Raw genomic sequence first — 21,377 nt, forward strand, 5'->3', positions numbered from 1 at the left:
TCGTTCGGCTAAGATGATCGTTCATAAAGCAAAGGAGGCATCATGCAGAACGACGATCAGAACCGACCGGGCCAGCCGCCGATCCACACGCACCTGCCCGATTCCATCCCGCCGGAAGACGCGAAAAAAATCGTCGGCGCGGCCGTACCGCACGGCGCCGACTACAATTCGCCGCCACCCGAAGGCGCCGGCAAGTCGATGGGGAGTGGCCTGGACGATGTGGGCGGCCCGACCATGGGCGCAGCGCCCGGCAATGAAGGCAGGGAACACGCCGCTACCGTACGCGACCGCGACAGCCGCGCCGATGACCAGCACATGGGTAACCGGCAGGGCAATCCACAGGAGCAGCAGCAGCAACAGCAACAACAGCAACAGCAACAGCCGCCGCAGGGCGGTCAGGACGATTCCCGGCAGAGTGGTAGCGGCCAGGGAAACCAGGGCGGGCAGTCGGGTTCGGCGCAGGGTGGCGCCGTCGACAGCGCACAACGCGACGACAGCAACCGTTCGGAAGGGCTGCTGCCTGGCCAGGACGAGGAAGATGGCCGCTACGAAGTGGCGGAAGAAGTCAGCCTGGACCAGCAGTCCAATCAGGCCCGCAACGTGGGCAGCATGCAGGAGGCTGCGAAGGGGCCGCAGGGAGACAAGCTGCAGGAAGCCGTCGCGAGTTCGCTGGGCAAGACTGGCGACAGCAAGCAGGGCTGAAGAGGGAGGCGCCGCAGGCGCGGCGCCGGCCTTCACGTGCACCACGCGGCACAGCCGACGTGTGCACCGCCGGGACCCGTACTTCCACGTCGGTCTCCGGCGCGGCCTGACACGCGCGTCATGCCAGTCCGTATCGGGACATCGCATTCACGCGCTCTGCCGCGTGCGGCCTGCGTTGGTGCAGGTTCGCTTGAAGCCATTCAGCGCTGCAACGCAAAGTCGACGATTCAAGGTAAATACATGCAGCATGGCGCTTCGTGAGCCGTGCGCGTTCGTCGGCCGTGCGCCGTGGAAAGCGCCTGCGCTTACGCTCATGCCGCCCACACTCGTGGACGCAGGCGCCCTCACCGGAAACTTCTTGAACCCGGCAACCCGACGCCGGTCCAGGTAACTGCGTGCAACGTAGCGCGATCGCCTGGCGTGCCCTGTCGGCAGCCCCCATCGCCGGCGCCGGCGCCGCGACATCGATGCGCGCGGACGCTCGTCTCAGGCGCTCACTTCAACACCGACCGCAACGCCGAGGATTCAAAGTACACGTGCTTCACGGCCGGATGCTCGGCGGCGATGGCTGTTTCGAGCCGCGCGATCGCATGTTCGACCTCGTCGATACGCATGCCGCGGCGGAACTGTACCGAGGCGGCCAGCAGAACGTCGTCCGGCCCCAGCTGCATGGTGCGCAGGCTGCCGACGCTGTCGAGCGCTGTTTCGCGTCCGAACAGCGCGTGCAACGCCGCAAGCTGTTCCTTGTCGATGCTTTCGCCGACCAGCAGTCCACCCGTTTCGCGCGCCAGCGTGAACGCGGCACCCACAAGCAGGAGGCCGATCAGAATCGACGCGATCGGGTCGAAATACGGATTGTCGAACAACTGGCCCAGGGCGATCCCGGTCGCGGCAATCACGATGCCCAGCAGCGCGGCGGAGTCTTCGATCAATACGGTGAATACGGACGCATCCTTGCTGGCCCGTACTGCCTGCCACAGGCTGACGCCCGGCTTGCGCAAGGTATTGAGCGCCTTGCGGGAAACGTTCCAGCTGTATCCCTCAAACAGCGCAGCCGCGGCCAGGACAACATAGTTCCACAGCGGATCCTGCAGCGGCGGCGGCGCCTTCAGCGCGGCGACGCCGTGGTAGATGGACAGGCCGCCGCCCAGCGAGAAGACGGACAGCGCCACGATCAGCGCCCAGAAGTACAGCGACTTGCCATAGCCGAACGGATGGTGCCGGTCGGCCGGGCGGGCACTCTGCCGCTCGCCCAGCAACAACAGGAATTCATTACCCGTGTCGACAGCCGAGTGGATTCCTTCCGCCACCATCGCCGCGCTACCCGTGATGGCCGCAACAGCGAACTTCGCCGCCGCGATGCCGAGGTTGGCGACGATCGCCGCATAGATGACTTTCTGGGAGCCGCTGCGTTGCGCTTGTCCGGCGTTTGCATCCTCGCTGGCTCTGCGCGAAGGTGTCCCGGTTGCCGGCCGAGTCACCGCCGCGCCGGCAGCCGCTGGGGATGACGCGATGCTGTCGGCCTGCGAATGGGCTGTCGTTGCGCCCGCGCCGGGGAGCCGCGTCGCGGTTGGATCGGTGTCGGGCTGCGCCGGGTCTGTCGGCAGGTTCGGGCGCGGTGAGTGTTGGGGATTCGTCGTTCCGTCTTGCATAGAAGGGCTCCTGATCAGTGCGCTCAGTTTGGCCCGCATGACGCGAATCGTCTGTACGGATACGCACCTGACGCTTGTGTTCGATGCGTATCGCGTTCCGGGTCGGTCGCCCATGTCGCTCAGTTCGGGTGGGGAGCCCCTGGGGCGAATATCAGCAGAGGCTAAGCAGAGGCAGGGGACCGGGGCGCAGGCCTCCCGGCACTGGATAAGCAAAGCCGCTTGCCCGCACAACGGCTGGGGCGCGCATGCCATCGCTCCTTCCTGAACTCGCTGTTCGTGGGTTACAGGCGGGGCCGGCTACGGCTCGCATTGTCACATTGCGCATCGATATCAGCCCCGGATGCCGAACGACCGGTACGCCCGGCGCAGCAAGTGAACCCGGTACGGACGCGGATCGGGTCCAAAAGATGCCGGGCGGCATGTTTCGTTGGCACTCTTATGCTGTGTCAATGGCAATGCAGGCCGGACATCCGTTCTCCTGCCTATACTGATGGGCATTACGTGGCGTATCCGCGACACGAATCTACCGGAGACCTGTCATGCGCCAGGACCCATTGTTATCGAACATCGGCGGCATACTGCAAACATGCCGCAGGATGGAAACGCGCATGCGCAAGGCCGGATTGCCGGGCATTCTTGCCCGGCTGCCTGTCTGGGTATTGTGCTTGTACTACTGTTTCATGATGCATGGTAAGACAATCCGGATCGACCGGGTTGCCGAACGCATCGAGCACTGGCTGGAGACCGTCACCGCGCTGTCGCACAACGCGACTGGGCGCACGGAACTGATCGACACGGACCGCAGCATGCGCAACGACATCGAATCGACGAAGCGGACCTTGCTGACGCTGCGCGAACTGTGCGTTGACGTGGCATCGATGTTCCACAGCATCGGCTTCACATCCCGCATGCTGGAGCAAACGCAGCGCGCATTCCTGGACGCCGTGGACGATGCCTGCATTACGGCCAGCACGCTGCAGCGCGCGCTGGAGGGCCACGACAACCGGGCCATTGAACTGCTGCGACGGCTCGACGCCTGCGAGCACGCTGTACCGCCAGCGCCGCAGCCAGGCGAAAGCGAGCGGCCATCCGTTACCAACGTTGGCACCCGCCCGGAATTGCAGGTCTGATGCCGGCACTGACCGGCGAATGGCTGCCGCGAACTGAACTGTACGAAAGCGCCGTGCGGGGGCGGCTGCTGGAGCAGCGGCCGTGAACGCGCCGGCAGCCGGGCAGTGTTGAGGCGCAACGATGAGCGGCTCGCAGTTGGCGGTTACCGGTCAGCGATAGCGGCTGGCGGTCAGCGGTCGGCAAGCGTTGCCGGCGGTCAGCGGTCGGCAAGAGTTGCCGGCGGTCAGCAGCGGGCCGTCAGTGTCATCGAAGAGCAGGGCACCGGGACGAACCGCATCCGGGCACAAAGCCTCCCGGCATAAAGCGACGCACAGACCGATACCGCAGCGGCGCCACGCCAACGATTCCCGGTCACTCGCCGCAGCGGAAAAAAGCGGTCAGCAAGTGTGACCGCCCACAACTATTCATAAGCCATCACGTCCCGACGCGGCTCCGGCATCCTGCCGGTCCTCTACCACCGCGCTTGTTCAGCGGAAGAGGAGCTTGCACCGCAAACCTTCGGTGGCAGAAAGCGGGGTGAAGAGGGCTGCGAAGAAGCCCACCGCTGTCGTGCTGCCGACGGTCCGGCAGGAGACAAGCCTGCCGCGTCTGCCGTGATCGTTCAACGTTCTGCCAGCCGGCCAAAACTAAGCTCAGCTGAACCGCTGGCGAACGCCAATGTTGGGTTGACTGTGCGAAACTGCACAGATGGATTAGTGCGCTTTCGACAAGATCAACAGCCAGCGACCGAACAGCAGTACTTCGATATGTCCAGGCTGGACGCCCGTGTCGCATTCGATGATGGGGTTGACGGCATAGAAGCGCTTGCGAAAATCGCGGCAGACCAGCATTTCTCGCTTGCCAAAACGGACCAGAAACGACATGGGAGCATATTCGAGGCCAAAGCGGGATTCGAAACGGTTGGAGCCGACGCTGGAGTTGATAGTTGCCATGACTATTCCTTTAGTTTGGATTGCTGATCTGCTACGTTTTTTATGGACTTCGACGCACAGCGGACGAGGCCCGTTTCCGGACGTTACCGCGCCAGCCTTCAAAAAGCCGGGAGCTGCCGCAACATCTGTCGCACCGCGCCCGTCCGAGGTTCCGCATCACGGACAGGTCGTTGCAAACTGTTGTTTGGATGCACCATTTGTTGCTTCCGCTGACAAGCTGCTCGTCACAATGACGATGGTTCGTCGGGCGCTGCATCGAAGTCAGTACTGCACTGGATGAAAGCTTATCACAACTACTGTATAAAAACACAGCCCTGTATAAAAAATCAGTTTTATTGACTAACCGTTGTAATCCCGCACTGATGATAATTAGACAAGCTTACAGCAAACTGATGCGCTTTGTCGCTTCCCGGATGAGCCCCGGCAGCGAGCTCGGATTGCACCTGACGGCAGGCGTGCTGACCCTCGTGGCCGCCGTGTCCGTCTTTGCCGAGATCGCCGAGGCGGTAGGCGAAGGCGACGATATCGCCCGCTACGACGAGCACGTCTCGCAGTGGTTCTATCAGCACGCATTCGAACCTCTGACGACCGTCATGTTCGCCATCACGCACCTGCACGGCATCCCGGCGATGTGCGTGCTGTCGGCCTTGCTCGGGTGGTGGTTCTGGCACAAGCGGGCGCCGTACTGGCTGCTGGCGACGGCGATTTCCGTGCCGGGCGGCATGCTGCTGAACGTCCTGCTGAAGCATGTCTACCAGCGGGCGCGCCCGGCGTTCGACGAGCCCTTCGTCACGCTGGCAACCTACAGTTTCCCCAGCGGCCACACGGCGGCCGCGACACTGTTCTACGGCCTGCTGGCCAGCTACGTCATCACGACCAATCCGCGCTGGCGCATGCGCTGCGCGGCGCTGGTCGGCGCCGTCTGCATGGTGGCGCTGGTGGCGCTGAGCCGCGTCTATCTGGGCGCGCACTTCGTCAGCGACGTGCTCGCCGCGATGGTCGAAAGCCTGGCGTGGCTGGCTGTCTGCATTACGTCGGTGTCGACGTTGCGCCGGCGCCGCGCGGCGCGCAAGGATCAATGATGCGGGAGGTCGTTGTCATCATCAACGCGGGCGCCGGCACGGGCTACGACCGCGACTGGGCGGACGGACTGCGCGACAAGTTTGCCGCCCACGGCCTGTCCGCCGACATTACCCTGGCCGCAAGCGGCGAGGAAATGATCGCGACGGCCGAAGCGGCTGTCGCGCGCGGCGTCGGCATCGTGGCGGCCGGCGGCGGCGACGGCACCGTCAATGCCGTCGCGTCGGTGCTGGTGGGCAGTCCGGTTGCGTTTGCCGTGCTGCCGCTGGGCACGCTGAATCACTTTGCCAAGGATCTGGGCATTCCGCTCGCGCTGGAGGCGGCCATCGCCAATATTGCCGAAGGCACGCGGCGCCAGGTTGACGTGGGCGACGTCAACGGCCGCATCTTCCTGAACAATTCCAGCCTCGGCCTGTATCCGGACATCGTGCGCGACCGGGAGAAGCAGCAGCGCCGGCTGGGGCGCGGCAAGTGGCTGGCGTTCTGCTGGGCCAGCCTGGCAGCGCTGCGGCGCTACCCGTTTCTCAGCATCCGCCTGCGGGTGGGCGACGCGGAACATGCACGCCGTACCCCATTTGTCTTCATCGGCAATAATGAGTACCTGATGCAGGGCCTGAACATCGGTGAGCGCGCAACACTCGACGCTGGCCAGCTGAGCCTGTACGTGGCGCAGCGCCCGAGCCGCCTTGGCCTGGTGCGCTTCGCCTGGCACGCCCTGCTGGGCCGGCTGGGAAGCTCGCGCGATTTCGACGTGCTGCTGGCCCGCGATTTCACGATCGATACACGCCGCAAGCTGATCCGGGTCGCCACCGACGGCGAGGTGACGCTGATGGCGCCGCCGCTGCAGTACCGCTCGCGTCCCGGCGCGCTGACGGTCATCGTACCGCGCTGACAGAAGAAGGGATAACAGAACCATGCGCACCATCGTACATTTATCGGACATTCACTTCGGCAGGGTCGACGACAGGCTGCTGGCGCCGCTGCGCGCAACGGTGGCGTCCGTAACGCCGGACGTCGTCGTCGTCTCCGGCGACCTCACGCAGCGCGCCAGGAGCGCGGAGTTCAAGGCTGCGAAGGCCTATCTGGACACGCTGCCGCAGCCGCAGGTCGTCGTGCCCGGCAATCACGATATTCCGCTGTACAACGTGGCAGCGCGCTTCCTCACGCCGCTGACGAAATACCGCCGCTACGTCACGCCCAATCTGGCACCCGAATATGTGGATGACGAGATTGCCGTGATGGGCCTGAATACGGCTCGCTCGCTGACGATCAAGGACGGCCGCGTCAACCGCGAGCAGCTGGACCGGCTTGGCGCGCGGCTGGCGGGCGTCGACCCGAAGCTGACGCGCATCGTCGTCACGCACCACCCGTTCGACCTGCCGGAGCACCACGACAAGGACGACCTCGTGGACCGCGCACCGATGGCGATGAACGCGTTTTCCCGTTGCGGCGTCGACCTGCTGCTGGCGGGCCACGTGCACTCCAGCAGTTCGGCCAACAGCGCGAAGCGTTACAAGATTGCCGGGTATGCGGCGCTTGTCGTGCAGGCTGGCACGGCAACGTCGACGCGGGGCAGGGGGGAGTCGAACTCGTTCAATGTGCTGCGCATCGACACGGACGAGATCCAGGTCGAGCGCTACAGCTGGAAGGACGCCGCCGGTGCGTTCGAGGTCGCGAGCGTGGAGACCTTCCGGCGCGAAGGCAATACCTGGGAGCCGTGGCTGGGGGATTGACGAGAAGTCATCGCAGAGTCCGTGTCCACCCGAGGTGGACACGGGCTCGTCATTAGCGGGTGCCTTACAGCCAGTAGTCCCACCACTTGGCCGCCCATTCCTTCATGCGCGTGACCACGGGGCGGTCTTTCCAGGCGGCCAGTGTGACTTCCTTTGAATTGCGCAGGTCCTCGCGGAATGCGTTTTCCATTTCGCGGCCGAACGCGTCGCCCAGCACGATGACGTTCACTTCACTGTTGTGCAGGAAGCTGCGCGTGTCCATATTGGTCGAGCCCACCGTCGACCACACGCCGTCGATGACGACCGTCTTGGCGTGCAGCACGGCAAGGTTCAGCTCGTGAATGCGCACGCCCGCTTCCAGCAACCGCTGGTAGAACGCGCGGCCCGCGTGGAACACGACGCCGCTGTCGGAAACGCTGGGCAGCACCAGCTCTACCTTGACGCCGCGGCGGGCCGCGTCGATCAGCGCCTGCAGGGTCTGCTCGTCCGGCACGAAGTAGGCGCACGTGATATGGATCGACTTCTTCGCCTCCTGGATCGCCAGCAGCATCGCCTTGTAGATCTCGAACTTGCCGCCCGGCTCGCTGCCGAGGATGCGTACCAGCTTGTCGCCGGCGATGACGGGGTTCGGGAAATAGTCCGCTTCGCGTAGGTCGTCCGCATCCTGGCCCGTCCAGTTCTGGATGAACAGCCACTGCATGGCCTGCACTGCCGGTCCCTCGATGCGTACGTGGGTGTCGCGCCAGCCGACGTCCTTCTTGTCCTTCGGACGGCTCTTGGAGCGGAACGGCGAGCTCTTCGAATATGTGTCGCTGATATTGATGCCCCCGCGAAGCCGACCTTGCCGTCGACGATCAGCATCTTGCGGTGGTCGCGGTTGTTCACCTTCCAGCCGTTGCCGCGTACCTTGGCCGGGTTGACGGGATTGAACGCGATCAGGTGAATGCCTGCCGCGCGCATCTTGTCGAAGAACTGCTGCGGCACCGTCAAGGTACCCACGCTGTCGTAGATGATGTTCACCGTCACCCCGGCGCGCTGCTTCTCCATCAGCAGATCGGCGAATTTGTCGCCCAGCTCGTCCTGGTCGAAGATATACGTCTCGAAATTGATATTGTTCCTGGCGCCCGCAATGGCCTTCATCATTTCGGCCATCGTCTGCGGGCCGTCGAACAGCAGCTTGACCTGGTTGCCGGCGATCAGCGGGACGCCCGTGGCGGCGTCTTCCAGTGCGGCCTGGGCCTTCAGGTCCAGCGCGCCCTTGTTCCAGCGCTTGGCCAGCAGGGCCTTGGCCTTGCTGGCGGACAGCGCCCCGTTAGCGGACTGGACGACAGGAGCGGGCGCGGCCTGCGCTTTCGTCTTGTCGGCATCGACAGTGGGCAGCGACGCACAGGCGACCAGGCACCAGCCGAGCAGGATCGGGGCCAGCCAGTTTTGCGCACGTAAAATTCTCATTTATTCTCCTTACTGCCGATAAAGAAGTCGACGGGTGCCTTGCGTAGCCGCCGGAACAGGGCACGCAGCAGCAGGAATCCGTGTTCGAACGGGATGCGCCGTGCGCGCAGCGCTACCCATAACGCGAGACCGAAACTGACCACCAGGTTGACGATGCCGATGGCCAGGAATCCGGTAACGGATTTCACTACCAGTTGCCAGCTTACATTGTGATCCAAGCCGACCAGGGCTGTCGCAAAGTTGGCAGCCGAGAAAGTAACGTGACGGATATCCAACGGCAGCCCCATCAGCGTACCCAGCGTGCCGATCGTGCCCAGCATGATGCCGAAGTAGAAGTTCCCCATCAGGCTGCCGAGATTGTTTTCCAGGTAAACGCCCAGCCGTTCGGTGCGGTCGCGCCCGAGCAGCCTCGACAGGCCGCGCAGCTGGCTGATCCGCTGTGCCCAGCGCGTGTACAGCGCCTGGTTGTCGTAGTAGCCCGAGATCAGGCCGGCCAGGAACAGGCAGACGCCGGCAATGGCCGCGTAGAACAGGGCGGGCGAGTGGATCGGGTCGATATCGTGCAGCAGATGCAGCGCCTTTTCCTTTGTTACCAGATGGTGCCCCGTGATCTTCATCCAGCCCCAGGCGATCAGCCATGCCGTGGGCAGCGCCGTGAAGATATTGCCCAGCACGGCCGTGATCTGCGTGCGCAGTACTTTGTTGATCAGCTCGGCAAGGCTGTCGAGGTCGATATGGCGGCCGTCGCGGCTCTGCAGGCCGGCGGCGATGCGTGACGCCGTCATCGCCGGCTGCTTGGTCGCCACCGTGAAGTGCAGCACGTGGATGAGCATGAAGCCCAGCGAGTAGTTCATGCTGAACAGAAATGCTTCGACCAGTGGCGCGGCGCGCAAGGTGCCGAACAGGAGCTTGCACAGCGCCATGAAGCCGACAATCACGCCGGCCCCGGCGGACGACAGGAACATGCGCGTCATCTCGCGCCGGTTCTCGGCGATGTAGTGTTCGCCCGTGCGGCTGGCGTTTTCCGTCACATTCCGGGCCAGCAGGTGGATATTGTCCGCAAGCAAGTCGCGTACCGTGTACTTGTTGTTGTGGGCCTGGATCAGCTCCAGCGCCAGCGCCACCGCGGCGGCGCGCTTGCGTGTGGCGACCTTCGCAACAGGCCGATGAGGCAGCGCCTGGGCCGCCACCGCATCCAGGTCCACCGTCGGCGGCTCGGACGTGGCGCCCGACGTGTCCACCAGATACAGCAGCTTGCGCAGCCGGTCGATGCTCTGGTTCAGCGTCACCAGCAGGTAGGTCAGCGCGATGCTGGTACCCTGCAGCAGCGCCTTCTTGCGGATCTTGACGATGACGGCCTCGCACTGGTCGAGCATCACCAGCAGGTGACGGGCGTCCAGCATGACGTCGCCGCCGGCCAGCATGCGCTCGTAGTTGTCGAGGTAGTGCACCACTTCGCGGTTCTGCACAATGAATGGCGACTCGAACTCTTCCATCTCTGTGTGGAAGTTCGTCAGCTTCGGCTCCAGGCCGATCGCGCAGACGCGGTAGCTCAGCGTGCGGATCGCTTCCAGCAGTCCCGGCAGCATGACATTCGGCCCCGGACGCGGCGTCATGACCACGTCGAACAGGGCCAGCCAGTCGGCAACGGGCACGGCGCTGATCCAGCAGTAGTCCGTCTGCCTATAAAGTATCTGGTCGAGCGCGTCGGCCAGGTATTCGTCGCCGAACGCGGGCGGCAGGATGCGGTACGCGATGCGGCGCTTCAGCTCGGTAAAGAAGCCGTCGTTCGACAGCACGCCCACCTCGCTGTACAGGCTGGCGTGACGGCGGCTTTCCAGCAGCCGGAAAATATAGTCGCGCAACTGGCGCGCGTGCTCGGGGTTACCCCGCAGCAGCTGTGTCAGGGTGCGGACATGGGAGGTGGCGCGGATGACGTCCCTGGGACGGCGGGGGCGCAGTGTATCGACCAGCGCAACGAGAGGCTCAATGCTCAAGGTGTGCTGGTCGATGCTTTCAAGGATGGCTAGCATGCGGTTGATACGGACTGGCCGCATTGAACAAAACGATAGTGTAACCGCTCAGCAAGCCCGACTATGTTCGCTGGCGTACCAACGCCGCCCTCAACAGAGATGGATGGCCGCCGCCGCGCGGCGCAACTCGGCCCGGAAATCCGGGTGCGCGATGGCGATCAGCGCCTCGGCACGCTGCCGTGCCGACTTGCCGCGCAGCTGCGCGACGCCGTATTCGGTGACGACGTAGTTGATGTCGTTCTTGCCCGTCGTTACGTGCGTGCCCGGCGTCAGCGTGGGCACGATGCGCGAGATCGCACCGTCCTTTGCCGTCGACGGCAGGACGATGAACGCCTTGCCGCCACGCGAGCGGTTCGCTGCCCGCACGAAATCGACCTGGCCGCCCGTGCCGGAATAGGGCAGGTGGGCGATGCTCTCGGAGCCGCACTGGCCCAGCAGGTCGACCTGCAGGCTGGCGTTGATGGCCACCAGCTTGTCGTTCTGCCCGGCGATGTACGGGTCGTTGGTGAAGCTGACCGGGTGGATTTCCAGCATCGGATTGTGGTGCATGAAGTCGTACAGTTTCTTCGACCCCAATGCGAATGTCGCCACCATCTTGCCCGGCATGAACGTCTTGCGCCGGTTCGTCACGACGCCTTCCTCGACCAGCTTGAGAATGCCGTCGCCGATCATCTCCGTGTGGATGCCCAGGTCGTGCTTGTGCGACAGCTGCATGACCACCGCATCCGGAATGCCGCCATAGCCGATCTGCAAGGTCGAACCGTCCTCGATCATCTCCGCCACGTAGCCGGCGATGGCTTCCTGCACGGGGCCGATCTTCGGCAACCCCACTTCGAACACCGGCTCGTCGCTTTCGACGACGGCCGCCACCTGGTCGATGTGCACGTGGCACTGGCCATGGGCGAACGGCACGTTCGGATTGACTTCAAGGATGACGGCGCGTGCCTTGGCGACAGCCGCCATCGTGTAGTCGGCACCCAGGCTGAGCGAGAAGAAGCCGTGCTCGTCCATCGGCGAGGCCAGCGAAAACACGACGTCGGCCGGCACCAGGTCGCGCTCGATCAGCGCGGGGATCTCGGAGAAGTAGGCGGGGACGAAGTCGGCCCATCCCGCCTGCCCCGCGGCCCGCGATGCGCCGCCGAAGAAGAGCGCAAGGTGACGCACGTGATGGGTCGTCTCGCAATCGAAATAACCGTATTTGCGCAGCGCCAGGATCTGGGCGACCTTGATATCGTTGAGTTCACGGCGGCGCTCCGACAGCGCCGTCAGCAGGGCGGGAGGCTCGGCGGCGCCGGAGGGCACGATGATGCAGTCGCCGTCGCGCAGCAGGGAAATTGCGTCATGTGCGGCAATTCGTTTGCCTTCGTATAACGCTTGCGGGGTTTGATGTTGCATGAATGCAGCCTTTCTCGAGTAAAGGATAAAACACCTGCCTCGCCACTATACGCCGCTCTGCCGTTGGGGTATATCTGTACATGTACCGCAGAGTAACCACGAGTGATGGTGTTTTGTGAAACTCCGCACAGAATCGCCGGCAGGACGCGGATAGACTGCACCCAAGCTTTAGGAAAAGCATGCAACTTGGCAGAACCGAGCCGATCGGTTATTTGTTGACTTGACCTAGAGACGCATCATGAAGAACCGATTCATGAAGAACCCGATGCTGGCACTGGCCTGCTGTGCCGCGATGGCACCTGCAGCCTACTGCCAGACCGCCCAGACCGCTCAGACCGCCCCAACCGGAACGGTCACCGCGCCGTCGTCCGACTCTTCCGTGCAGGTGTACGGCGTGCTCGATGCCGGCGCCGTGTCCGAACACGATTGCCGTGGCGGCAGCTGCCCCTCCACCAAGATCTCCCCCGGCGTGAGCACGGGCTCCGTCATCGGCTTCACCGGCCGCGAAGCGCTGGGCAACGATACCTCCGCCGTGTTCACGCTCGAAGCGGGCGTCCGCAACGACACGGGCCAGTCCGACCAGAATGGCCGCCTGTTCGGCAGCCAGGCGTATGTGGGCCTGGCCAACCGCTGGGGCGCCGTCACGGTGGGCCGGCAGTACGACGTCGGCTACGAGACGCTGACGGAAGTGGCCGACCCGTTCCGCGGCGGCATGGCCGGCACGGCAACGAACCTGATGGGCAATGGCAGCAAGCGTTCCGACAATACGATCAAATACCGCTCCGCCCTGATCCACGGCTTTGTCGCCAGCGCCATCTACAGTTTCGGCGAGTCCGCCTTCAGTACGTCGCGCAACCGGGCCTATGGCGCCATGATCGGCTACCAGGGCGGCCCGTTCACCTTGCGCGCGGCGCACCAGCGCAAGAACAACTTCCTGCAGGGCGCCGGCGCCACGACCCCGGTCGACCTGTCGTCGCGCAATTCGCTGGTGGCGGCCAACCTGCACCTGGGCCAGGCTGCCACCGTGTACGCCGCATATGCCGTCAATCGCGGCGTGGGCAGCTCGCCGTGGGACCAGGACAACCCGTACGGCGCGCTCGTGCTGTCGTCGCCGTCGAACCGCAGCAACGATGCGCTGGCGGGTGTGTCGTACGCCTCCGGCCCCGCCACCTACATGGTGTCGTACATCCGCAAGGACGATCGCTCGCTGGCCAACCAGGATGCCAATCAGGTGGCCGTCGGCATGACGTATTCGATGTCGCGGCGCACGGCGTTCTATGCCGCTTACGCGAAGATCAAGGACCATAACGGCGCGCCGTACACGGTGGGCAATTTCAGCGAACAGGGCAAGGGCCGCAGCGCCTTCAACCTCGGCCTGCGCCACGCCTTCTGACGAGCTTCTTGCCGCCTGTGCCAGCTCATGTGCTAAATTTGGTACTTTGACAAGTACGGAGCTGGCATGTATCTGACCTATTTCAACGGCGCCTGGAGTGAAGGCAACACCCCGCTGTTCGGCGCGATGGACCACAGCGTGTGGCTGGGTTCTTCCGTGTTCGACGGCGCCCGCGCCATCCGCGGGCACCTGCCGGACCTGCGTCCGCATCTGCAGCGCGTGATCCACTCGGCCGAACGTCTCGGCATGCAGTGCCCGCTGTCGGTGGACGAGATGGAAGCACTGGTGCGCGAAGGCGTTGCGAAATTCCCGGCCGATGCCGTGCTGTACGTCCGCCCGCTGGTCTTTGCCACCGACGGCCTCCTGGTCCCTGTCGCGGAGAAGAGCGCTTTTGCGCTGACGCTGTTCGACGCCGCCATTCCTCCTTTCACCGGCTTCACTGCCTGCCTGTCCGCGCTGTTGCGCCCGGACGCTCGCATGGCACCGACCGATGCCAAGGCATCGTCGCTGTACGCCAATACGACGCGCGTGCTGCGCGAGGCGAAAAGCAGGGGATTCGACAACGCCGTCGTCTGCGACATCGACGGCAACGTGGCGGAATTCGCCACCGCCAACCTGTTCTTCGCGACGCCGGAAGGCGCGGTCGTGACGCCGGCGTTGAACGGCACCTTCCTGGCCGGCATCACGCGGGCCCGCGTGATCGCGCTGCTGAAAGAGGATGGCGTGCACGTGGAAGAGCGCAGCGTGCGCCCGGAAGAGTTGACGACAACGACGGAAATCTTCAATACGGGGAACTTTGGCAAGGTCACGCCCTGCGTGCGCTACGAGGAGCGCGCACTGCCCGTGGGGCCGGTGGCAACGCGGGCGCGCGACCTCTACTTCGCTTTCACGGAAGCAAACTGATTCGGCAGGCTCAGCGCACGGGCTGCGCGGTGCCGCAGTCCCGGCCCAGCCAGCGACCCGTGCTTTCCGTCGTCATGTGCTGGGCCTTGCCTGCGACGGTGCTGTCGATGGCCATGCGCATCGAAAAGCCGCTGTCGCCGTCGAAGATGACCTGGCCGTTGCCGCTGGAGGCTGGATTCCTGCACGTGAACTTCACCGCGAGGCCGCCGGGGATGTTGGTTCTCGTGCTGCTGCAGTCGCCCGGCTGGCCGTGTGGCATCGTCGGGTTGGCGGCCTGTTCCGGTGTGATGCAGAACTTTACCTTGATCCCGCCGCCTTCGGCCAGTGCAAGCGAGACGCCCTGTTTCGCCAGTGCTTCCTCGATCGCGCGCCGCCGCTCGGGCGGCAAGGACGCCATTTGCTGCTGGGCCTGCGCCATGGCCTGCATTGCCGCCGGATCGGCGCTGGGTACCTTGCTGGTCATTTCCCACAGGCCGGGCTTGATGGCAGCGGCAGCGGCGGGCAGCGCGACTGTCAGCGCTGCGGCCAGGGTTACGGCAAACTTCGCGGCGGAACGGATTGCGCACATGGCATGGGTAGTCATGAAAGCTCCTGGTCGGGGACCGGCCGCAGGGCGCGGCCGGTAAACGAGATGCAATCGGGATGCGATCAGCTGCGTGGCGACGGCTCGGCCACGTAGATCTCGACGCGACGGTTGCGGGCGCGGCCCGAGTTGTCGTCGTTGGACGCGATCGGCTCGCGGGCACCGCGGCCTTCGACGACGACGCGGGTCGGCGACACGCCCTTGGTGGACAGGTAGTCGCGCGTGTGCGAGGCGCGTTCCACCGACAGCGGCTGGTTGATCGCGTCGCTGCCCGTGCTGTCCGTGTGGCCGATGATCGTCACGGTGGTGGCCGGATTCTCGTTCAGCGTGGCGGCAAAGCGGTCCAGGATGGGGCGGAAGTTCGACTTGATGTCGGCACGGTTCGTATCGAACGAAATATCGCTGGGGATTTCCATCTTCAGGCGGTTGTCGCTCGTCTGCGAGACCTGCACGCCGGTGCCGCGCGTGGCCTGTTCCATCGCCTGCTTCTGGCTCTCCATGCGCTTCGACCAGATATTGCCGGCCACGGCGCCGACGGCGGCGCCCAGCACGGCGCCACCGGCCGCGCGGCCCCCCCCGCCATGGCTCGTCGTCGCGCCCAGGATTGCACCCAGGCCGGCCCCAATGCCCGCACCGGTCGCGGTGCCGCGCTGTTCCGTATTCATGTCGGCGCAGCCGGTGGCGCCGATCGCCATGGCGACAGCGACCGCGCCGGCCACCGCTTTTTTGTATGTGTCATTCAGGATAGTCATGGTACTGCTCCTTCTCTTCGGGTCCCTCAAAAAAACACAGCGGCGCTGCACTCTCATGCACCGCCGCTGTTGTCAGCGCTGGTCAGGCTAGACGCCGCGTCCGCTGATCAGGCGCAGCAGGATCATGATCACGGCCACGACCAGCAGAATATGGATGAAGCCGCCGATGGTGTATGACGTGACCAGACCCAGCAGCCACAGAATAATGAGAACTACAGCAATAGTGTAAAGCATGATTGGATCCTCTCGTCGCAAGTTAATTATCCGGCCCGATGATACTGCGCCGTCGTGAAACCATTATGTTCCGCCAGTACTGATTGCTTCTGTTCGCTGCCGTACAATGCCGAAAAAAATAGACAATACTTCAACAGATGCTACTGGTCGCCGAGCCGCGCGCCCGGCTGAGGCACCCAGCCCAGCAGTCCCAGCAGGCCTGTCACGCCTAACAGTCCGGCGGTCAGGCCGCCCGTCACCAGCATCAGGATCGACCATTCCGGCAGTACCGCGTCCGCTGCCTCCAGCTCCGTATAACCGATGCGCGCCAACAGCAGTCCCAGCGCGATCGTCCAGCCCCAAACCATCCTGTTCATGATGTTTTACTCCTTTTATGAAGTCCGCGATACGACTGCGACTCGTGGGACAGCGTGAAACGATTGTGTAGCGTACTGTCGAGCTAACTCTGTTCGCTGGTGCACACAGCAACAAAAAGCCCAGGGGTGTACAACAGCGGAAGATGGCGTCCGAAGCAGGCGCGAAAAAAAGCCCCGTGGCATACCACAGGGCTTTTCGAGAGGGCAGGGCAGGCGCCGATCAGCGTGACTGCAGCATCCCTTCGACGACCTTGACCTGGTCGCCGCGGCGCCACACGGGCGAGTCCGTATGGAACGTGCGGATCTCGCCGTCGTTCATGCGCACCTTGACGTCGTACTGCTTGGTCGCCCTCGCCTTGCCTTCGACCTGGTTGCCGACCACTGCGCCGCCGATGGCGCCGGCGATCGTTGCCAGGTCGCGGCCGCGGCCGTCGCCCACCTGACGGCCCAGCAAGCCGCCCACGACGGCACCGCCGGCCGCGCCCACGCCGCTGCCTGCCGCGCGGGTGCTGGTCTCGTTGACCTCTTCGACCATGCCGCAGTAATTGCAGGCCGGGGTGGCGGCGTTCTTGCGTTCGACAGCGCGTTCGCGCGCACGTTCACGCTCGCGTTCGCGTTGCAGCTTCTCGTCGCGCACGGGCGCCTCGACACGTGGCTGGGTGGATGGCGCTACCGGCGAGGCAACGATGTCCGCGGAGCTGCCGCTGGTGCCCACGGCGCCGCTGCCGGATGCGGTCGGCACGCCGTTGATGCTGCCGGCGCCGGCCGCATACTGGCTCGACTGCGTAGCCGCGGTCGGCGGCGAAGACGGTGCGGTGGCCAGCTGTTCGCCTGCCGGATTGACAAGCTGCTCGGGCCGGCCTGCGTTCTTGGACGACGGCAGCCAGCCCATGAACGAAGCGATGCCCACGCCGCAAAACAGGATGAGGACGACGGCCGCGACCAGCATCAGCGGATGCAGGTTGTGGCGCCGTGGCGGAGTGCTGGGATGATTCATGATGAGTCCTTTTTCTGGTGGCCGCGGGAGGCGCGACCCTTTGCTGGCATTGTCCTTCCCGTCACCGAGGGGTTCCGTGCGTCACCGTACATACATGGGAATTGAGATTCGTTACGCTGGTTCAAACCATGTGCACATGCCAACCTATCAGGCCATACGATGAATCTGAACTTTGACACCGCGCACAGCAGCCATGCACCCCCGCTTACCTGCGGCAACCGCTTGCTGGCCAGTCTTCCGGAAGAAGACCTGGCGCAGATCGAGGCGCATTGCGAGACGATCGAGGCCGAAGTCGGCACCGTCCTGTTCGAACCAGGACAAACTCTTCACCACGTGTATTTCCCTATCGACGCGCTCGTGTCGCTGCTGGCCGTTGCCGAAGGCCGCATGACGCTGGAGGTCGGCTCAGTGGGCCGCGAGGGCATGATCGGCGCCTCTGCAGCGTTGGGCAATGACGAAGCGCAGGTGCGTGCCGTCGTGCAGCGCGCGGGCCGTACCCTGCGCATGCCGGCTGCCGAGTTCGCCGCATGGGCCGGGCGGCTGGAATCGCTGCAGCACCTGCTGCACCGCTATACCGATACCCTGCTGGCGCAAGCCATCCAGATCGCTGTCTGCAGCCGCTTCCACGTGCTCGAGGCGCGCCTGGCCCGTTCGCTGCTGGTCACGCGCGACCGCCTGCAATCGGAGAAGTTCCACCTGACCCATGAGTTCCTGGCGCACGCGCTGGGCGTGCGCCGCGTCGGCGTCACGAAGGCGGCCAGCGCGCTGCAGAACCAGAAGCTGATCTCGTACAGCCGGGGCAATATCGAGATCCTGGATTCGAGCGGGCTGGAGGCGGTTTCCTGCCGATGTTATGAGCTGGTGAAGGAACGCTGAAGCCGCCGTCACGCTGCGACCGCGATGCCAGAAGCGGCGACCCTTGCGCAAGCTCGCCGAAGCCCCGCCACGCGCGTTGCACGCCCTGGCGCAACCTCCCGCCGAGCCCAGCAAGCCTGCGTGCCATAGCGCGATGCCGGCAGGCTCGCGGCGCAGTATGCGCCAAATAAAAACGGAGCCCGAAGGCTCCGTTTTCATCGCGGCGCGAAGATCAGCGGCTTGGCTTGCTGACCTGGTTGCCGACGACGCCACCGACAGCGGCGCCGCCGACGGTGCCCAGGGCGGAGCCGCCCGACAGGACCGAGCCGGCGACTGCGCCGACGCCGGCGCCGATGGCCGTGTTACGGTCCTGCGTGGACATGCCGGAGCAGGCGGTCAGGCCCATGACGGCGCCTGCGATGGTAAGACGCATTGCGATCTGTTTGACGTTCATGATGTTCTCCTCGTGTTGATGTGATGTTCGAAAGGGTGGGGGCCCCATTACTGCTGTGCGGGTTCCTTCAGCTTCATGTCGTTGCGCACGACTTTCACGCCGGCCACGCTGCGGGCGGCGGCGACGGCGGTGTCGATCTCCTGCTGGCTGGCGGCGAACCCGGACAGGCGTACCTCGCCGTCGTAGCTCTCAACGGCGATCTCGGCCGGGTTGATGCCTTTCTGTTGCGCCAGACCGGCCAGCACGCTGTTGGTCAGCGCGGTATCGCTGACGGCCGCGGTGGAGCCGGGCACAGCCGGTACCGAGCCCGGCGAGGTGGGTGACACATCGGTCGATGCGCAGGCGACCAGTGAGGCCAGCACCAGGCCGGACAGGATGGTCGGAAGGGAAGTCAGGTTTTTCATGGGCGCTCCTTGTTCTGTGACTCGGGAAAGGGCGCAGGGTTCGAGCCCTGCGCGGTTGTTATCAGGTTATGGGCATCATACAAACCGATCTGTTCGGCACCGCACCCAGTAACGCGCTGTTACTATTCTTACGATTTCGGCAACCTCTATTTGCCGTTGACCTGTTCCGGCGTGGCTCTTTTCGACGCGGGCAGTTTCTTGCCTGGCGGCGGTGCGGAAGGCTTGGCCGCCGTTTGCGCCAGCAGCTTGCCGCAGTCCACGCCGCCGCCACCGCCATGGATCAGCGGAATGACGGCCGCGACCGGCGTGGCCAGCGCCGCCAGCGCGATCGCGCCGCCGGCGCGCATGGCCAGCGCGGCCTTGTCGATGGCGACGTCCGGTTTCTTGAAGCTGCCGCGCACATAGATCGGCGAGCGCAGCGACACGATCCGCAGACCCTTGCTGTCCGGCTTCAGGGTCAGGTCCATTTTCTCTTCGGCCAGGCTGACGGCGCCGTTGATGTTGACGGTCGCATCGGTTGTATCGATGACGAACGAACGGGTCTGCGCAATGCCGTTGGTCACGGCGAAGTCGCCGGCCAGGCAGTTCATCTGCACGGGCTTGTCGCCGAGCAGCTTGGTGACGACGATGCTGCCCACGTTCAGGCCCATCATCTCCAGCAGCATCTTGCTGATGGTGCCTTCGCTGACGGTCGTCTTGACTTCGCCGTTCGACGAGCCCAGCAGCGTAGCGACGGAATTCCCCGTGGCCGACAGCCTGGCCTGGGCGTTGATCTCGCCCACCGTGGCCTGCTGGATCTGGCTGATGTTCGGGAACAGTTCCTTGATCTTGATGTGGCGGCCCGTGACGTCGAGGTTGGCGGCGATGGCGTCCTTGACCTGCTTGCCGCTGCCGTCGAGCTTGATGGTCGACGCCATGCTGCCGCCGGCGAAATCGAAGTTCAGCGGCGTCAGTTTCAGCACGCCGTCGTTCAGGTGGAACTCCGTGTACAGGTTACTGATCGGCAGCTGCGCCGTGCGCGTGATACGGTCGGCCTTGAAGCTGACATCCGCATCGATACTGGTCCAGCGCTCCGTGCGGAACTTCTCGACCGGCAGCACCTTGTCGGCAGGCTGTGTCGAGTCGACGCCCCGTTCCTTCTTCTTCTCGTTCGAGTCGGCGCCGATCAGCGGGCCGAGGTCGGCGAACTGCAGCAGCTTCGAATGCACATTGCCCGTCATGTGGCCGCGCGGTTTCTTCTGCTGGTAGGCCAGCTTGCCGCTGATGTCGCTCGATCCCACCTTGCCGACGAAGTCCTGGTAGGTCCACTTGCTGTTGCCTTTCGCCAGCTCGCCCACCAGCCGGCCGTGCGTGGAGAACGGCGGTGTTTCCGGCAGCACGAGGCCAGTGATGGCGTACAGCTGCGCCATGCTGGCGCCCGAGATCTTCAGGTTCATGTCGATGCCGGCCAGCCTGGCCGGGTTCGTCAGCGTGCCTTCCGCGCGCACCGATACCAGGCCGATCTTTGCATCGGCCAGGATGGGGAAGGGGATGCTGGCGTCCTGCAGCGACAGCACGGCGCCGGTCTTGCCGTCGCCGCGGATGGGCGCATCGTTCCAGCTGCCGGACAGCTTCCAGCCGACGCCGTATTTCGGATCGTTGTCGAGCGTATCGACGTGAGCGGTGGCGTCGATGTCCTCGATGGCATCGACAAAGCGGATGCTGCCCTTGCTGAACACGATGCGGTCCAGGTCCAGCCGCCACTTCGATTTCTTTTCCTTCTTTTCGAACGTCCAGTTGTTTTGGTTGTCGGCCGTGCGGCGCAGGTACACGCTGGGCGACTGGAACGCCAGTTCGGGGATGGAGATGGTCTTGTGCAGCAGGGCGAACGGATTGAGCGAGAACGAGACCGCATCCACATTGGCCATGTCGGCCGGCACGGGGTCCTTCGCGCTGGCGGTGGCACCCACCATTTCCGGTGGATTGCCCAAATGGACATCGCGCGCTACCAGGTGCGGCCACGGTATCCAGTCGTGCCAGGAACGGTCCTGCTTGTGGCGGGGCTGTTTTTCCCACGACAGCGAGAGGTCGCCGCGGATGGCGAACGGGCGCTCGATGGCTTCGCTGGCTTTCTCGTTGAGCCAGGGGCGCGCCTTGTTCCAATCGTAGTTCAGGAGAATGACGAGCGCGATGGCGGGGATGGCGATCACGGTGCCGCCCACGGCCAGCGCGATCTTGGTACGGCGAGGCATTGTCATGGCAGAGCCTTTATGTTTTGAGTTCCACTTCCAACATACACGATGACTATCTGCAGCAATGTGCGGTTCCGCACCGTAAGAAGGCATGTGTGCAAGGCG

22 protein-coding genes are annotated in these 21,377 nt (G+C 64.3%); 9 read left to right on the plus strand and 13 right to left on the minus strand.

Going from position 1 to position 21,377, the window contains the following annotated elements:
- Window positions 1-42: 42 nt before the first annotated feature.
- Window positions 43-702 (plus strand): hypothetical protein, encoded by a 660-nt coding sequence (locus E1742_RS24585; RefSeq protein ID WP_134387668.1) that lies wholly within the window; start codon window positions 43-45, stop codon window positions 700-702.
- A gap of 494 nt (window positions 703-1,196) precedes the next feature.
- Here E1742_RS24585 and E1742_RS24590 read toward each other — a convergent pair whose 3' ends face one another.
- Window positions 1,197-2,393: a cation diffusion facilitator family transporter gene (locus E1742_RS24590; RefSeq protein ID WP_229466310.1), complete on the minus strand. Its 1,197-nt coding sequence runs from the start codon at window positions 2,391-2,393 to the stop codon at window positions 1,197-1,199.
- Between the two features lie 569 nt (window positions 2,394-2,962).
- Between E1742_RS24590 and E1742_RS24595 the strand changes: the two genes are divergently transcribed.
- The gene (locus tag E1742_RS24595) at window positions 2,963-3,484 is read left to right on the plus strand and encodes a hypothetical protein (RefSeq protein WP_134387669.1); all 522 of its coding nucleotides are present in this window, start codon (window positions 2,963-2,965) and stop codon (window positions 3,482-3,484) included.
- A gap of 693 nt (window positions 3,485-4,177) precedes the next feature.
- Here the strand turns inward: E1742_RS24595 and E1742_RS24600 are convergent.
- Window positions 4,178-4,417 carry a hypothetical protein gene (locus E1742_RS24600; RefSeq protein WP_134387670.1) on the minus strand — a complete coding sequence of 80 codons (240 nt, stop codon included), beginning with the start codon at window positions 4,415-4,417 and terminating at the stop codon, window positions 4,178-4,180.
- Between the two features lie 392 nt (window positions 4,418-4,809).
- On the opposite strand from E1742_RS24600, the gene E1742_RS24605 reads away from it, so the two are divergent.
- The 3 genes from E1742_RS24605 to E1742_RS24615 are packed head-to-tail and all read left to right on the plus strand — an operon-like array spanning window position 4,810 to window position 7,230.
- Window positions 4,810-5,499 carry a phosphatase PAP2 family protein gene (locus E1742_RS24605; RefSeq protein WP_229466313.1) on the plus strand — a complete coding sequence of 230 codons (690 nt, stop codon included), beginning with the start codon at window positions 4,810-4,812 and terminating at the stop codon, window positions 5,497-5,499.
- On the plus strand, window positions 5,499-6,389 hold the full coding sequence (locus E1742_RS24610) for a diacylglycerol/lipid kinase family protein (RefSeq protein ID WP_134387671.1): 891 nt from the start codon (window positions 5,499-5,501) through the stop codon (window positions 6,387-6,389). Before E1742_RS24605 ends, E1742_RS24610 begins: the two co-directional genes overlap by 1 nt.
- A 22-nt stretch (window positions 6,390-6,411) precedes the next feature.
- A complete protein-coding gene (locus E1742_RS24615; RefSeq protein WP_134387672.1) occupies window positions 6,412-7,230 on the plus strand; it encodes a metallophosphoesterase family protein in 819 nt (272 codons plus the stop codon).
- Window positions 7,231-7,294: 64 nt separating this feature from the next.
- On the opposite strand, the gene E1742_RS27300 is transcribed toward E1742_RS24615, so the two are convergent.
- Window positions 7,295-7,930, minus strand: coding sequence for a phospholipase D-like domain-containing protein (locus E1742_RS27300; RefSeq protein ID WP_307721897.1), 636 nt, complete (start codon window positions 7,928-7,930; stop codon window positions 7,295-7,297).
- A 167-nt stretch (window positions 7,931-8,097) separates the two neighbouring features.
- Between E1742_RS27300 and E1742_RS27455 the strand changes: the two genes are divergently transcribed.
- Complete coding sequence (locus E1742_RS27455) at window positions 8,098-8,673, plus strand: hypothetical protein (protein ID WP_371860183.1); 576 nt, start codon at window positions 8,098-8,100, stop codon at window positions 8,671-8,673.
- 5 nt (window positions 8,674-8,678) lie between these two features.
- Here the strand turns inward: E1742_RS27455 and E1742_RS24625 are convergent, their stop codons facing one another.
- Together E1742_RS24625 and E1742_RS24630 are read right to left on the minus strand one after the other, a co-directional pair.
- Window positions 8,679-10,715 carry a site-specific recombinase gene (locus E1742_RS24625; protein ID WP_134387673.1) on the minus strand — a complete coding sequence of 679 codons (2,037 nt, stop codon included), beginning with the start codon at window positions 10,713-10,715 and terminating at the stop codon, window positions 8,679-8,681.
- Window positions 10,716-10,805: 90 nt separating this feature from the next.
- Window positions 10,806-12,110, minus strand: a complete 1,305-nt coding sequence (locus E1742_RS24630) for an acetyl-CoA hydrolase/transferase family protein (RefSeq protein WP_134387674.1) — start codon at window positions 12,108-12,110, stop codon at window positions 10,806-10,808.
- Between the two features lie 238 nt (window positions 12,111-12,348).
- On the opposite strand from E1742_RS24630, the gene E1742_RS24635 reads away from it, so the two are divergent.
- Both E1742_RS24635 and E1742_RS24640 read left to right on the plus strand, forming a co-directional pair.
- A complete protein-coding gene (locus tag E1742_RS24635; RefSeq protein ID WP_229466315.1) occupies window positions 12,349-13,503 on the plus strand; it encodes a porin in 1,155 nt (384 codons plus the stop codon).
- Window positions 13,504-13,569: 66 nt separating this feature from the next.
- Complete coding sequence (locus tag E1742_RS24640; RefSeq protein WP_134387675.1) at window positions 13,570-14,406, plus strand: branched-chain amino acid aminotransferase; 837 nt, start codon at window positions 13,570-13,572, stop codon at window positions 14,404-14,406.
- Between the two features lie 10 nt (window positions 14,407-14,416).
- Here the strand turns inward: E1742_RS24640 and E1742_RS24645 are convergent, their stop codons facing one another.
- The 5 genes from E1742_RS24645 to E1742_RS24665 all read right to left on the minus strand — a co-directional run bounded on the left by E1742_RS24645 (window position 14,417) and on the right by E1742_RS24665 (window position 17,328).
- Window positions 14,417-14,989 (minus strand): DUF3617 domain-containing protein, encoded by a 573-nt coding sequence (locus tag E1742_RS24645; RefSeq protein ID WP_134387676.1) that lies wholly within the window; start codon window positions 14,987-14,989, stop codon window positions 14,417-14,419.
- Between the two features lie 65 nt (window positions 14,990-15,054).
- The gene (locus E1742_RS24650; protein ID WP_134387677.1) at window positions 15,055-15,741 is read right to left on the minus strand and encodes a YiaD family glycine zipper/OmpA-like lipoprotein; all 687 of its coding nucleotides are present in this window, start codon (window positions 15,739-15,741) and stop codon (window positions 15,055-15,057) included.
- A gap of 87 nt (window positions 15,742-15,828) precedes the next feature.
- Window positions 15,829-15,975, minus strand: a complete 147-nt coding sequence (locus tag E1742_RS24655) for a lmo0937 family membrane protein (RefSeq protein WP_107141518.1) — start codon at window positions 15,973-15,975, stop codon at window positions 15,829-15,831.
- Between the two features lie 140 nt (window positions 15,976-16,115).
- The gene (locus E1742_RS24660; RefSeq protein ID WP_134387678.1) at window positions 16,116-16,331 is read right to left on the minus strand and encodes a hypothetical protein; all 216 of its coding nucleotides are present in this window, start codon (window positions 16,329-16,331) and stop codon (window positions 16,116-16,118) included.
- A gap of 220 nt (window positions 16,332-16,551) precedes the next feature.
- Complete coding sequence (locus E1742_RS24665) at window positions 16,552-17,328, minus strand: glycine zipper 2TM domain-containing protein (RefSeq protein ID WP_134387679.1); 777 nt, start codon at window positions 17,326-17,328, stop codon at window positions 16,552-16,554.
- Window positions 17,329-17,487: 159 nt separating this feature from the next.
- Between E1742_RS24665 and E1742_RS24670 the strand changes: the two genes are divergently transcribed.
- On the plus strand, window positions 17,488-18,204 hold the full coding sequence (locus E1742_RS24670) for a Crp/Fnr family transcriptional regulator (RefSeq protein WP_134387680.1): 717 nt from the start codon (window positions 17,488-17,490) through the stop codon (window positions 18,202-18,204).
- Window positions 18,205-18,415: 211 nt separating this feature from the next.
- Here the strand turns inward: E1742_RS24670 and E1742_RS24675 are convergent, their stop codons facing one another.
- The 3 genes from E1742_RS24675 to E1742_RS24685 form a co-directional block, all read right to left on the minus strand.
- Window positions 18,416-18,637, minus strand: a complete 222-nt coding sequence (locus tag E1742_RS24675; protein ID WP_134387681.1) for a YMGG-like glycine zipper-containing protein — start codon at window positions 18,635-18,637, stop codon at window positions 18,416-18,418.
- Window positions 18,638-18,684: 47 nt separating this feature from the next.
- Window positions 18,685-19,041, minus strand: coding sequence for a BON domain-containing protein (locus E1742_RS24680; protein ID WP_134387682.1), 357 nt, complete (start codon window positions 19,039-19,041; stop codon window positions 18,685-18,687).
- 146 nt (window positions 19,042-19,187) lie between these two features.
- On the minus strand, window positions 19,188-21,278 hold the full coding sequence (locus E1742_RS24685; RefSeq protein WP_134387683.1) for an AsmA family protein: 2,091 nt from the start codon (window positions 21,276-21,278) through the stop codon (window positions 19,188-19,190).
- Window positions 21,279-21,377: the final 99 nt, after the last annotated feature.

It is taken from the genome of Pseudoduganella plicata (assembly GCF_004421005.1).
Classification (GTDB): domain Bacteria; phylum Pseudomonadota; class Gammaproteobacteria; order Burkholderiales; family Burkholderiaceae_D; genus Rugamonas; species Rugamonas plicata.